Genomic DNA, 12959 nt, shown 5'->3' on the forward strand with positions numbered 1-12959 from the left:
GTACCCCGATGCTGGCAGCCAACCCGAGGAGCAGCCATGGCCCTGGCACTGTTTGATCTGGACGAGACCCTGATAGCGGGGGATTCCGCCAGCCTCTGGCTGGAGTACATGGTGGCCCAGGAGCTGGCCCCGGCGGGCATGGTGGCCGAGGAGCAGGCCATGATGTCCCTCTACCATCAGGGCAAGATGGACATGCACCAGTACATGGCCTTCACCCTGCAACCGCTGGCAGGCAGGACGCGCCAGTGGCTCGACTCCCTCTGCACACGCTTTGCCGAACAGGTGCTGCGGGAGCGCCTCTACCCCGAGGGGCTGGCCCGCATCGAGTGGCACCGCCAGCGTGGCGACGAGCTGGTGCTCATCTCCGCCTCCGGCGAGCATCTGGTGGCCCCCATGGCGCAGATGCTGGGGATGGATCACTGCGTGGCCATCCTGCTCGACGAGGAAGCCGGCATGCTGACCGGCCAGACCCGCGGCACCCTGAGCTTTCGCGAAGGCAAGGTGGCCCGCATCAACCAGCTCTTTGCCGGAAAGGAACACCTCTGGCAGGGGAGCTTCGGCTACAGCGACTCCCACAACGATCTGCCCATGCTGCGGGCGGTGAGCCATCCCCATGCGGTCAATCCGGCCCCCGCCCTGCGCCAGTGCGCCGAGGAGCTGGGCTGGCCCCTCTGGACCTGGCAGTTGCACCCTTGATCCGCGCAATGAAGAAGAGGCCCTCAGGCCTCTTCTTTGCTCAACATGCCATCCCCTGAGGGCGAGTCGTCCCGGGGAGCCAGGGGATCCACCATGTAGATGCGATTCTTGCCGTCACCCTTGGCGCGATAGACCTCGGCATCGACCATGGTCAGCAGGCTCCTGGCCCCAAGCCCGGGGGCACTCGCCACCAGGCCGCCGCTGAAGGTGATCCCAAGACCGGGTTCACGCCAGTGCAGGGAGGCCACCCCAATCCTGTACTGCTCCAGCAGCATCTGGCAGAAGTGGATATCGGGATTGGCAAACAGCACCACCAGCTCTTCCCCGCCATAGCGGCATACCCAGCCATGATCCCCCAGCAGCTTGGCGCCAAAGCTGGCCACCCGCTTGAGCACCACGTCCCCGGTCTGGTGACCATAGGTGTCATTGATCCGCTTGAAACCGTCCAGATCGATCATGGCCAGGCAGAAGCTGTCCTGATCGAGCAGCAGCCGATTCAACCGCTCGTCGAAGAAGCGCCGGTTGTAAAGGCCGGTCAGCTTGTCGAGGTTCGCCTGCTGGCGCACCTCGTGATAATCCTTGCTCACCTCCGCCAGCTCGGCATAGACGTGCCTGAGCTCGCGCATCCCTCCCTGGTGCACCTCGTCAGGCTGGGTCCGGCTGGCCCGGATCACGGTGGAGATCTCGTCCAGCATCCGCCTGAAATAACGGGACCAGATCAGTGCCAGCACCATGTAGAGCACGCTGGCCAGCACGATGATCCCGAGCACGTTGAGGGATGCGCTCGCCACCACCGCCTGGATGCTGGAGGCGGGCAACACGCTGATCAGCACCCAGTTGTGGTCCGGCAGGCGGCTGTAGGCCACGAACTGGCGAGACGCCTGATCCAGGAAGATGCCGTCCTCCCCGCTGAAGCGGGAGAGCCAGGTCGGGTGCGTCATGGGCTTGAGCAGTTGTGAGGGATCGGGGTGGGCCAGCACCTTGCCCGACTGGTTGACGATCATCTGGTAGCCGCTGTTCCACTGCCGGTTCAGCTGGGCGGAGAAGGGGGCCAGGATGGCATCCACCGCGAAGACCCCCCGCACCTTGCCCTCCTTGTCGGTGATGGCCCGCGCCAGGGCAATCACCAGCGTGCCGTTGGTGTAGTCGTAGTAGGGTTCGGTCCAGACCATCTTGCCCACATGCTGGCTGGCCAGCTGATACCAGGGGCGCACCCTGGGGTCGAAGTCCGCATCCGCCTGCCATTCGGGGTAGATCAGCATCTGGCGCTCGGCGGTGCCCACATAGATGTAGATGAGATCCGCCATCACCCCCTTGTAGAGACGCCACTCCCTGAGATAGGAGTCGGTGTTGCGCAGACGGGGGCCGCTGATGTCCTCCACCTTGACCTGGTCGTAGATGAGGGAGAACTGACGCTCCATCTCGTTCAGGTAGGGTTCGATGAAGACGTGGCGCAACTGGTGATTGGTGGCGAGCAGGCGCTGTTGCAGCTCTCGCTGCAGGCTGCGCTCCATGTGCAGGTAGTAGATGGCGCCCAGCATCAGGACGGGAATGAAGAGCAGAAGCAGGCCCAGGCGCATCCGTGCCACCAGGGACCAGGTCTTTTTGGAGACTGCTCGCTTATCCAACCCTGACTCCATGCTATCCCCTGACATCGTGTAGTGTCAGAATATCAGCCCCACCTGATGGCGTCCAAAGGGAAGCGCATCGGGTGGCCAACGAGAAGGAACTGGCCTGGATGTTGAAACCGGAACTGCTGACTGCCCTCCATTACTGCGCCGTGATCACCCTGACCGGTGCCATCACCTCGGAGTATTTCCTGTTCCGGCGCGGCATGTCCATCGAGCAGGTGCGCAAGCTGCTGCTGGCTGACAGCCTGGCCGCCCTGGCCCTGCTGCTCATCTTCATCACGGGCGTGCTGCTGGTGGTCGCCCATCCCCAGCCACCGGCCATCCTGTTTGCCAATCCGGGTTACCGCACCAAGCTGCTGATGTTCTTCGCCATGGCCATCAGCTTTGGCTACCCCAGCCGGCTGTTCCACCACTGGCGCCGATCCTTGCGCCAGGGACGGGCTCCCCTTGTCTCCACCCAGCAGCAGTTCTGGGTGATCTGGATCCTGAGGGGCAACCTGCTGCTGCTCGCCCTGCTGCCCCTGCTCGCCAAGCTGGCCAGCCGCTGATCCTGCCCTCGCCCGGCAACAAATGGCTGACGACAAACGCCCCTTCTCGCAGGTATCGTAATGGCGGGGCCCGAGTGCCGCCGAGACTCTTTCTCAGGGATGATTCCGTATGCGTTCAAACATGATGTTATTGATGGCCGCCGCCATCTGGGGGCTGGGCTTCGTCGCCCAGCGCCTGGGGATGGATCACATGGGGCCCTTCACCTTCAACGGCCTGCGCTTCCTGCTGGGCGCCCTCTCCCTGCTGCCGCTCTTGTGGTGGCTCAAGTCACGCCAGCCGCCCCAGCCTGCCGGTGATCACCGCCTGCTGCTGACCGGGGGCCTCATCGCCGGCACCGTGCTCTTCTCCGCCGCCTCCCTGCAACAGGTGGGGCTGCTCTACACCACGGCCGCCAAGGCGGGCTTCATCACTGGCCTCTACATCATTCTGGTCCCCGTCATCGGCCTGGCCCTGCGCCACAAGACCGGGGCCAACACCTGGGTAGGCGCCCTCATCGCCATGGCCGGGCTCTACTACCTCAGCGTCACCGAGGAGTTCACCATCGGCTACGGCGATCTGCTGCAAGTGATCGGGGCCCTGTTCTGGGCCGTGCACCTGCTGGTGCTGGATCACTACTCGAACCGGGTCGCCCCCATTCGTCTTGCCGGGGTGCAGTTCGTGGTGTGCGGCCTGCTCAGCCTGGCCACGGCCTTCGTCATCGAGACCCCGACGGCGAGTGGTGCCGTGGCGGGCTGGCAGGCGCTGCTCTACGCCGGTCTGGTCTCGGTCGGCATCGGCTATACCCTGCAGGTGGTGGGGCAGCGCGGTGCCCATCCGGCCCATGCCGCCATCATCCTCAGCCTGGAGACGGTGTTCGCCGCCATTGGCGGTGTCCTGCTGCTGGGGGAACATCTGGACGAACGGGCCGTGGTCGGCTGTGCCCTGATGCTGGCGGGGATGCTCATCTCCCAGATCCGCCTGCGCTGGTGGTGGAAGTCCCGCCGCAACAAGGTGCCCAGCCAGCCCTGATATCTGCGGTGGTCATTGACCCCAAATAAAACGAGGCGCCCTTGGGCGCCTCGTTTTATTGCCGCCTGCCTAGCGCACGCTGGAGCAGAAGCTCACGTCATCCCGCAGCGGGTCATTGCTCACGCTGTGATAGAGCTTGAAGCAGGGGCCGTCCCCAAAGGCGAGCCCGGCCGCGACGATATCGCCGATGTGCTCCTGCCAGCGCTCCCCGTACTGGCTGCGATCCGTGATGAGATAGCGGGACTGGGCGTAGCGCCCGGCGGGGATGAGCTGGGTCTCCACCTCCCCCGCCCCCAGGGTACCCACCGGCACGCTGATACCGATATCGGTGCGGCACTGGGCCGGCGGCGTCACCTCGGGGTTGTCGTGGTAGATGAAGATCCACTCTCCCCCTTCCAGGCCACGGGGCGCGGCCCACTGGTGAAGGCGATGGCAGACGGCGTCATACCCTTCGCCATAGGGGCCGGTCACGCGGACATAGGCCAGGGTGCGGGCGTCCATCTCGACGGTGTTCATGGTGTTGCTCCTTGCTGATGAGTGGCCTTCAGCATAAGGGAGTGCCCCTTGCCATGCGTGTCCTTCCTTGCGATCCAGGTGTCCATTCTTGCCCTTGTCGCGGCGAAACGCCCCCGGGGTGCAACCATAGTGACGGCGAAACGCCTTGGCGAAAGCCTGGGAGCTGCCAAGCCCCGCCCCCAGAGCGATGGCGGTAACGCTGGCATCGGTGTAGCAGAGCTGCCAGGCCGCCCGCTGCATCCGCAGGCGGCGGCACATCTCGCCGGGGGCCTCCCCCACCACGGCGGTGAATACCCGGTGGAAGTGGTAGAGGGAGAGGCAGGCGCGACTCGCCAGCGCCTCGATGGAGAGATCCGGATCCTGCTCCAGTGCCCGCAGCACCGGCGTCAGGCGCTCGCGATAGTCGATCATCGGCGCACCCTGGCCATATAGAACACATCCACATAGCGCCCCTGCCGGAAGGCATAGTCGCGGGCCCGCCCCTCTTCCACAAAGCCGAACTTGCGATAAAGCGCCAACGCAGCTTCGTTATCGACGAAAACCGTCAGTTCAATCCGATGCAGGTTGAGCCAGTTATCGGCCAGATCCAGTGCCGCAGCCATCAGTGCGGAGCCAACCCCCTTGCCAGCCCAGTCATCACGCACCCCCATGCCAATACCTGCCACATGTTTGCGTCTGGGATTGGGCTCCACATGCAATGCTATCTGGCCCACCAGCCCCCCATCTACCTCCGCCACCAAGGCGACCACATCACTGTTCTCCAACCGCTTCTGCCACTGGCTAAGGGGAGGCGTGGGCAGGTGCAGAGTGCCCGCCTGAGCATTAGGCAGGGCGTAGAGATCCCGCAAGGCGGGGGCATCGGTGGGTTCGGCATGACGGATAGTAATCTGCATATGAGGCTCCTTCTCGAAACCCCCATCATGCAATATCCGGCGCCATTACACATCCCCCCGCACCCATTCGTCTTACCTATCAAAGGGCTAGGAAAGGCCCATTGGCCCGTCACTGTGCAGATCCGTAGGCTGACCCCCTATCAACAAGGAGAGACATCCATGACCGACAAGACCCTGCGCAGCGCCAACGGCGCCCCCGTCGTCGACAACAACAACAGCCTCACCGCCGGCCCCCGCGGCCCCGTCCTGATGCAAGACATCTGGTTGATGGAGAAACTCGCCCACTTCGACCGCGAGCGCATTCCCGAGCGGGTGGTGCACGCCAAGGGCTCGGGCGCCTACGGCACCTTCACCGTGACCCACGACATCAGCGCCTTCAGCAAGGCCGACCTGTTCAACGCCGTCGGCAAGCAGACCCCGGTGTTCCTGCGCTTCTCCACCGTGGCCGGCGAGAAGGGCGCCGCCGACGCCGAGCGGGACGTGCGCGGCTTCGCCCTCAAGTTCTACACCGAGCAGGGCAACTGGGATCTGGTGGGCAACAACACCCCGGTGTTCTTCATTCGCGATCCCCTGAAATTCCCCGACTTCATCCACACCCAGAAGCGGGATCCCCGCACCAACCTGCGCAGCGCCACCGCGGCCTGGGACTTCTGGTCACGCCACCCGGAATCCCTGCATCAGGTCACCATCCTCTTCAGCGATCGCGGCATTCCCAGGAGCCTGCGGGAGATGAACGGCTACGGCAGCCACACCTTCAGCTTCATCAACGACGCGAACGAGCGCTTCTGGGTCAAGTTCCACTTCAAGACCGAGCAGGGCCACCGCTTCTACACCGATGAAGAGGCGGCCACCGCCGTCGGTCAGGACAGAGAGACCAGCCAGGCAGATCTGTTCAACGCCATCGAGCGGGGGGACTTCCCGCGCTGGAAGGTCTATGTGCAGGTGATGCCAGAGGCCGAGGCCCAGACCTACTCGATCCACCCGTTCGACCTCACCAAGGTGTGGCCCCACAAGGACTACCCGCTCATCCCGGTGGGCCTGCTGGAACTCAACCAGAACCCGGACAACTACTTCGCCCACGTGGAGCAGGCCGCCTTCACCCCGGCCAACGTGGTGCCCGGCATCGGCTTCTCGCCGGATCGCATGTTGCAGGGGCGGCTCTTCTCCTACGGTGACACCCAGCGCTATCGCCTCGGCGTCAACCACGGCCTGCTGCCGGTCAACGCCCCGCGCTGCCCGTTCCACCACGGCGCCCACCGCGACGGCGCCATGCGGGCGGACAGCAACGGTGGCGCCAGCCCCAACTACCAACCGAACCGCTTCGGCACCCAGCAGCCGAGCGAGCAGCACGAATCGGCCCTGAGCCTGGAAGGGGCTGCCCTGCACTACGATTTTCGTGACCATGACAGCGACTACTACAGCCAGCCGGGGGATCTCTTCCGCCTGATGGACGAGGGGCAGCGTGCCCGCCTCGCCGCCAACCTGGCCCGCTCCCTCATCAATGTGGAGGATGACGCCATCGTCGCGGCCCAGCTCAGGCACTTCGAGCAGGCCGACCCCGAGTACGCCAAGCGGGTCGAGCTGGCCCTCGCCGCCCTGCAACGCTGAGTCGCAGGCAGCCAACCTCTGCAAAAGCAAAACGGGGGCCTGATGGCCCCCGTTCTCGCATGACGGTCTTTGCTGAATGAAGGGGTTGTACCGCCAGCTCATGGCGGCAACGACGTTGTGCACTGGCAGAGCGGCACCATTATCCACCTGTGGTAATAAACCTGTCTGTGGTAATGCACTTTTAGTCACCAATAAAAACGGAGCCCGAGGCTCCGCTTTTCAATGCCGTATCCATCCCGGCCGCTGCGCCCTCACGCGCTTCCCGTACCCTTGCCAACAAGGGTTTGTACCGCCAGCTCACGACGGCAACGACGTTGTGCACAGGCAGAACGGCACCATTATCCACCTGTGGTAATAAATCTGCCTGCGGTAATGCACTTATATTCACCAATAAAAACGGAGCCCGAGGCTCCGTTCTTCCATGCCGTATCCATCCCGGACGCAGCGCCCTCGCGCTCTTCCCGCTCCTTTGCCAACAAGGGTTTGTACCGCCAGCTCACGACGGCAACGACGTTGTGCACTGGCAGAGCGGCACCATTGTCCACCTCTGGTAATAAACCTGCCTGCGGTAATGCACGTTTAGTCACCAATAAAAACGGAGCCCGAGGCTCCGTTTTTCAATGCAGTATCAATCCCGGACGGAACGCGCTTCGCGCTCTTCCCGCTCCCTTGCCAACAAGCGTTTGTACCACCAGCTACTGCGACGACGTTGTGCATTGGAAGAGCGACGAGCCATTGCTTAGATCCCAGTCAAGAGAAGAAAGAGCCGCATTATGCGATAGAGATCACGCCCGTGTCTGTAGCTGGATCAAGAAAAGGCTCACTGGCCCACCCGGATCGTCCGCTGGTTGCCCTCCGGTTCACCACTCTGTGACGGCGTCGTCACCTCTCGCCAGATCAGGGGACCATTGGTCTCCATCGCCTGTTGCGGCGCGCACTCCAGCCAGAGCTCCCCCTGCTGGATACGGGCCCCCTGGGAGTATTTCTGATCCTGATACCAGCACACCCGCTCGGGCAGCGAACCAAGGGGCAGCACCAGCTCGGTGCCCACCGAGTGGCTGAGGGTGTTGGACGCCGGGGCGGCCAACGCGGGGAAGAGCCAGCCAAGGGCCAGCAGACAACCTGCACAACGGATCATGGGAATTCCTGTCACGGGGGAGTGAAAGTGTAAAGCGACCAGCAGAGCCCTCGACTTGACCAATAAATATCGGCTCATCTGGCATTCCGGAAGCAATATGATAGCCTGCCTGCGCCCGCAAAGGCCTGTCAGGGCTCTGCCGTGGGCCCCCACCGGCATCGCCGGGATGTGGTAATGAATAACCCTTAATAATCAGATAATTAACTGGATATGTTGTCAATGCGTATCATGCCGTTGCTCAAGGCTGCCTGCCTGAGCCTGATGTTGTCCGCCTGTGTCGCCCCCCTGCTGATGATGAGCCCCACCAGCCAGCTGATGTGGGCCCTGCTCAAGCCGCTGGTCGGTTTCGATCCGAACGAGGCCAACCTGTTCGAGCAGCCGCTGATCAAGGACAGAATGACCGCCATGCTGGGGCCCAACTACGAGAGCACCATGCAGCTGCTCAAGACCGCCGACGAGCTGCAACAGGAGGGGCCGCTCTTTTACGTGGTCTCCCGCTACGCCCCGGTGCCGGACGTGGCCAAGCAGGCCGGCATGGTCTGGAACGCCGACACCAACCAGCTCGCCGTCATGGTGCAAAAAGGTGACGGGGCGACCCAGGTCTTCGGGGAAAACCTGACGGCCGCCACCCCGACCTGGCCCAGCGCCATGCAGGGCTGGCAGTCCCAGGCCACCCCGGCCGCCACGGCCCTGACCGGTGCCGGTCAGGGGCTCACGGGCGCTGGCAGTTCTCTGCTGGGTACCATGATGGGGGGACTGCAACAGAGCGCCAGCAAGGCCCTGTCCGACTCCACCAGACAGGTGATCGGCAGTGCCGCAACCACGGCGCAGCAACAAGCCACCAAGGCGGTGAGCGACAGCGCCAAGCAGGCTGCCAGCAGCGCCACCACCATCAGCGCCGCCACCACGGCGCAGCAGCAAGCCGCCAAGGCGGTGAACGACAGCGCCAAGCAGGCCGTCAGCAGTGCAGCGACCATCAGTGCCGCAACCACAGCGCAGCAGCAAGCCGCCAAGGCGGTGAGTGACACCGCCAAGCAGGCCACCATCAGTGCCGCCACCACGGCGCAGCAGCACGCGACCAAGGCGGTGAGCGACAACGCCAAGCAGGCCGTCAGCAGCGCAGCGACCATCAGTGCCGCGACCACGGCGCAGCAGCAAGCCGAAAAGGCGGTGAGCGACACCACCAAGCAGGCCGTCAGCAGCGCAGCGACCATCAGTGCCGCGACCACAGTGCAGCAACAAGCCGCCAAGGCGGTGAGTGACACCGCCAAACAGGCCGCCAGCAGTGCCGCAACCATCAGTACCGCGACCAGTGCGCAGCAGCAAGCCGCCAAGGCAGTGAGCGACAGCGCCAAGCAGGCCGCCAGCAGCGCAGCGACCATCAGTGCTGCAACCACAGCGCAACAACAAGCCGCCAAGGCGGTGAGCGACAGCGCCAAGCAAGCTGCCATCAGTGCCGCGACCAGTGCACAGCAGCAAGCGGCCAAGGCGGTGCAGCAACAGGGCGAGAAGCTGGAAGCGACTTCCGGCACCCTGAGCGATCAGGCCAGGGCGGATGCCGAAGCGGAGCTGGAAAAACTGCTTAACTGACTTTTTAAGCGTCATGCCACCATAAAAACAGGCCATCACATGATGGCCTGTTGTTTATCTGACCCGTAGCAGGGGAAGATCAGAAATGGCGGTCCTGCTCGGTGGGCTTGGCACCCTTCTCTTCGCTGTGCTCGATGGCGGTGCGGATAAGGTCGACGCCGGCCCGGATGATCAGCACCCCCATGTTGACCAGCTTGACGCAGACCCACATGAAGGTGATGAGCAGGATCAGCTTGAGCACCGTCTGGAATGCCTCCAGGAAGTTCTGCTCCAGCTGGGCGGTGAGCCCGTTGGCGCTGCTCATCAGCCAGGTGTACACCTCGCGCACGAAGGGGATCCGGCTCGGCATCTCCAGCACGTCCAGCGCCGCAGGCAGGGCCTGGAAGATGACGATGCTGCCAAACAGTATCAGGATGACGCCGATGGCAATCCCCAGAAAGAAACCGAACTGTCGCATGAAGAGCCCCACAATGTAGTGAATGAGAAGAACAATAGCCGCCAATACTAGGGACTGCCCGCGCAGACGGCAATCCTTGCGTCCCCCACAGGGTCGGTGCCCCCTGCAAGCCATTGCCCGGCCGTCTGATTTCTGTGACCCTTATCCCCACTCCTTGCCCCTGGGTGTCATCATGTTTCGAGTCGTCTTCTGCCTGCTGCTGTTGCTGGGCGGTGCCCTGCCCGCCTCCCGCGCCGAATCCCCTCCCTCTGCGGCCGCCTGCGTGATCCGCCACCAGCAAGGGATCCTGCTGGTGCAGGACAGGCTCTCCTCGCGCTACAGCCTGAGCGGCGGTTACATCGACAGGGGGGAGACCCCGGAGCAGGCGGCCCTGCGCGAGCTGTTCGAGGAGACCGGCCTGCAGGGTCGCGTCACCGGCGAGCTGGGGCGCTGGCAACGGGCCAGGGTGTTCGCCTGCCAGACCCTGGAGCACCTGCGGGTCCAGCGAGGGACGGGGTTTGTCTCCCTGCTCCAGGCCCCGGATCTCGGTGGCGAGATCCTGAACGCCAGGCTGATCGCGGCCGCCGACCTGCCCCCTGCCCAGCGTCGCTTCCCGGCGCAGCTCGACTGGATAGCCCCGAGGCTGGCCGAGGTGCCCGAAAGCCAGGTGCTGTGGGTGACGGATTTCAGCGACGCGGCCAGTGCGCTGCACCGCGCCGAGTTGCCGCTGATCCAGCGCCTGCAACGGTGGCTAGGGCCGGATGTGCTCTGGCCAAGGGCGGGCAATCTGCTGGGCTCGGCCCCCTTCCAGCTGGCGCTGCTGCCCTTGCTGCTGCCCCTGCTCGGCTGGTCCAGGCTGCGCCACCTGCTGTTTGCCATGGTGCTGCTCACCCTGGTGGTGAACCTGCTCAAGGCGGGCATCGGCTGGCCCAGGCCCTTCCACCTGCAACCCGAGCTGGCCCGCCAGAGTGCCCAGGGCTTCGGCATGCCGAGCGGTCACACCGCCTCGACCCTGCTCTACTGGGGCCTGCTGCTTGGCTGGCTGCCGGCGCTGCGGGCCTGGCAGGGGGCCCTGCTGGCCCTGTTGCTGGCCGGCGTGGCCGGGCTGGCCCGGGTCTGGCTGGGGGTCCACTTCCTCTCGGATGTGGTGGCCGGCCTTGCCCTGGGGGCCCTGCTGCTGGCACTGCGCGCCCCGCTGGCGAAGCTGGCGGCACGCCCGCTCCCCTGGGCCGGGCTGCTCATCGCCAGCGCCCTCTCGGCCTGGCTCACCCAGTCCACCGCCCTGGCCGGGCTTGCCATGTTCACCCTGGGGCTGGTATCGGGTAATCTGCTATCACTCGAACGGAGCCCCACCCCCGCCCTGCCCGCCGCGCTGCTGACCCTGGCAGGGGGGCTGGTCGTGGCAGGGCTCCTGTTCCTGGTGCCCGCGCTCACCAGCAGCTCTCTGCTGATCCTCGCGGGACAAGGGTGGCTCTTTGGCTGCCTGGGGTTCTGGCTCAGCGCCGGGCTCTGGTGGTCGTTGTCCGCTATCCGTCACGGTGCCCGAACCGGGCGCTCAACCCCTCGTTAAGGGAATGCCATGAATATGAAAAAAGTGGATTTGGCCAAGATCACCCTGGGCTTGCTGTTCCTCAGCCTGCTCATCATCTCGTGCTTCATGGTCTTGCGCCCCTTCCTGCCCGCCCTGGTGTGGTCGACCATGATCACCATCGCCACCTGGCCCCTGATGCAGATGGCCCAGCGCCTGCTGTGGGGCAAGCGCACCCTGGCGGCCTTGCTGATGACCAGCATCTTGCTGCTCATCTTCGTCATTCCCCTCTTCATGACGCTGGCCAACGTGGCGGAGAAGGCCCCCATGCTCATCGAGCTGGGCACCGAGCTCAGCCAATCCCCGCCCCCCGAGCTGCTCTGGTTGCAGCAAGTGCCCCTGGTGGGCGACAAGCTCTATGAGTTCTGGCAGCAGATCCTCGCGAGCGGCGGCCAGGTGTTGTTCACCAAGCTGGCCCCCTACTTCGGCCAGACCGCCCGCTGGCTGGCGGCCCAGGCGGGCAACCTCGGCCTGCTGTTCGTCCACTTCCTGCTGACCGTGGCCATCTGCGGCCTGCTCTACCACTCGGGAGAGAAGGCGGCAGAAGGCATTCGCCGCTTCGCCCACCGTCTGGCGGGCCAGCGCGGTGACAATGCGGTGGTGCTCGCCTCCCAGGCCATCCGTGCCGTCGCCATGGGGGTGGTGGTGACCGCCCTGGTGCAGTCCTCGGTGGCGGGCCTGGGCCTGCTCATCGCCGGCATTCCCTATGTCATGGTGCTGGTGGTGCTGATGTTCCTGCTGATCGTCGCCCAGATAGGCCCCTTCCCGGTGCTGCTGGCCAGCGTCGGCTACCTCTACTGGAGCGGGGACACCACCTGGGGCACCTTCCTGCTGGTCTGGTCCCTGCTGGCGGGCACCATGGACAACTTCCTGCGCCCCTTCCTCATCAAGCGCGGGGCCGACCTGCCGCTGATCCTCATTCTGGTGGGGGTCATCGGCGGCCTGCTGGCGCTGGGGATCATCGGTCTCTTCATCGGCCCCGTGGTGTTGGCGGTGGGCTACACCCTGCTGGATGCCTGGATCAAGGAAGATGACCAACCGGCAACCGCTCTGGTGGAGCCGCCCAAGGCGCCGTGACGATTCATTCATCCCCGATGCAAAGAGCCGCCCCAGGGCGGCTCTTTTGTTTATTACCGTCCCATGTTGGTTCGATTAGCGAAGCGTAATCGGACGATCGAGATGCCGCTGTCCGGTGTGTCCATGAATCAGCGGCATCTGTCTGCAGGGAAATATTGTATGGAGATGGTATTCACCTGACAGTTGCCCACAAAAGGGAGTGGTCATACGGCTTCAAACCGGATAACAA

At 64.3% G+C, this 12959-nt stretch carries 12 protein-coding genes; 7 read left to right on the forward strand and 5 right to left on the reverse strand.

Features of this window, described 5'->3' with window-relative positions:
• Nucleotides 1-36: 36 nt before the first annotated feature.
• The gene (locus PG896_RS14875) at nucleotides 37-696 is read left to right on the forward strand and encodes an HAD family hydrolase (protein WP_041214057.1); all 660 of its coding nucleotides are present in this window, start codon (nucleotides 37-39) and stop codon (nucleotides 694-696) included.
• Nucleotides 697-719: 23 nt separating this feature from the next.
• Here the strand turns inward: PG896_RS14875 and PG896_RS14880 are convergent, their stop codons facing one another.
• Nucleotides 720-2324, reverse strand: a complete 1605-nt coding sequence (locus PG896_RS14880; RefSeq protein WP_161646899.1) for a sensor domain-containing diguanylate cyclase — start codon at nucleotides 2322-2324, stop codon at nucleotides 720-722.
• A 110-nt stretch (nucleotides 2325-2434) separates the two neighbouring features.
• Here PG896_RS14880 and PG896_RS14885 point away from each other — a divergent pair, with 110 nt between their 5' ends.
• Entirely contained in the window at nucleotides 2435-2875 is a 441-nt protein-coding gene (locus PG896_RS14885) for a DUF2214 family protein (RefSeq protein ID WP_029314852.1), read from the forward strand.
• A 109-nt stretch (nucleotides 2876-2984) separates the two neighbouring features.
• Nucleotides 2985-3884, forward strand: coding sequence for a DMT family transporter (locus tag PG896_RS14890; protein WP_042864813.1), 900 nt, complete (start codon nucleotides 2985-2987; stop codon nucleotides 3882-3884).
• Nucleotides 3885-3953: 69 nt separating this feature from the next.
• Here the strand turns inward: PG896_RS14890 and PG896_RS14895 are convergent, their stop codons facing one another.
• Both PG896_RS14895 and PG896_RS14900 read right to left on the reverse strand, forming a co-directional pair.
• A complete protein-coding gene (locus PG896_RS14895) occupies nucleotides 3954-4811 on the reverse strand; it encodes an AraC family transcriptional regulator (protein ID WP_270835864.1) in 858 nt (285 codons plus the stop codon).
• Complete coding sequence (locus tag PG896_RS14900) at nucleotides 4808-5293, reverse strand: GNAT family N-acetyltransferase (protein ID WP_171865664.1); 486 nt, start codon at nucleotides 5291-5293, stop codon at nucleotides 4808-4810. The genes PG896_RS14895 and PG896_RS14900 overlap by 4 nt, the downstream gene beginning before the upstream one ends.
• A 159-nt stretch (nucleotides 5294-5452) precedes the next feature.
• Between PG896_RS14900 and PG896_RS14905 the strand changes: the two genes are divergently transcribed.
• Entirely contained in the window at nucleotides 5453-6901 is a 1449-nt protein-coding gene (locus tag PG896_RS14905) for a catalase (RefSeq protein WP_171865665.1), read from the forward strand.
• Between the two features lie 820 nt (nucleotides 6902-7721).
• Here the strand turns inward: PG896_RS14905 and PG896_RS14910 are convergent.
• On the reverse strand, nucleotides 7722-8039 hold the full coding sequence (locus PG896_RS14910; RefSeq protein ID WP_039040821.1) for a DUF1496 domain-containing protein: 318 nt from the start codon (nucleotides 8037-8039) through the stop codon (nucleotides 7722-7724).
• Nucleotides 8040-8258: 219 nt separating this feature from the next.
• Here PG896_RS14910 and PG896_RS14915 point away from each other — a divergent pair, with 219 nt between their 5' ends.
• Nucleotides 8259-9629, forward strand: coding sequence for a hypothetical protein (locus PG896_RS14915; RefSeq protein WP_270835865.1), 1371 nt, complete (start codon nucleotides 8259-8261; stop codon nucleotides 9627-9629).
• 79 nt (nucleotides 9630-9708) lie between these two features.
• Here PG896_RS14915 and PG896_RS14920 read toward each other — a convergent pair whose 3' ends face one another.
• Complete coding sequence (locus PG896_RS14920) at nucleotides 9709-10086, reverse strand: hypothetical protein (protein ID WP_010675931.1); 378 nt, start codon at nucleotides 10084-10086, stop codon at nucleotides 9709-9711.
• Nucleotides 10087-10258: 172 nt separating this feature from the next.
• On the opposite strand from PG896_RS14920, the gene PG896_RS14925 reads away from it, so the two are divergent.
• A complete protein-coding gene (locus PG896_RS14925) occupies nucleotides 10259-11635 on the forward strand; it encodes a bifunctional NUDIX hydrolase/phosphatase PAP2 family protein (protein WP_270835866.1) in 1377 nt (458 codons plus the stop codon).
• Nucleotides 11636-11644: 9 nt separating this feature from the next.
• Nucleotides 11645-12730, forward strand: a complete 1086-nt coding sequence (gene ydiK / locus PG896_RS14930; protein WP_042864807.1) for an AI-2E family transporter YdiK — start codon at nucleotides 11645-11647, stop codon at nucleotides 12728-12730.
• The last annotated feature ends 229 nt before the right edge of the window (nucleotides 12731-12959 follow it).

Origin of the sequence: Aeromonas sp. QDB30, assembly GCF_027707645.1 — a bacterium.
GTDB lineage: Bacteria > Pseudomonadota > Gammaproteobacteria > Enterobacterales > Aeromonadaceae > Aeromonas > Aeromonas caviae.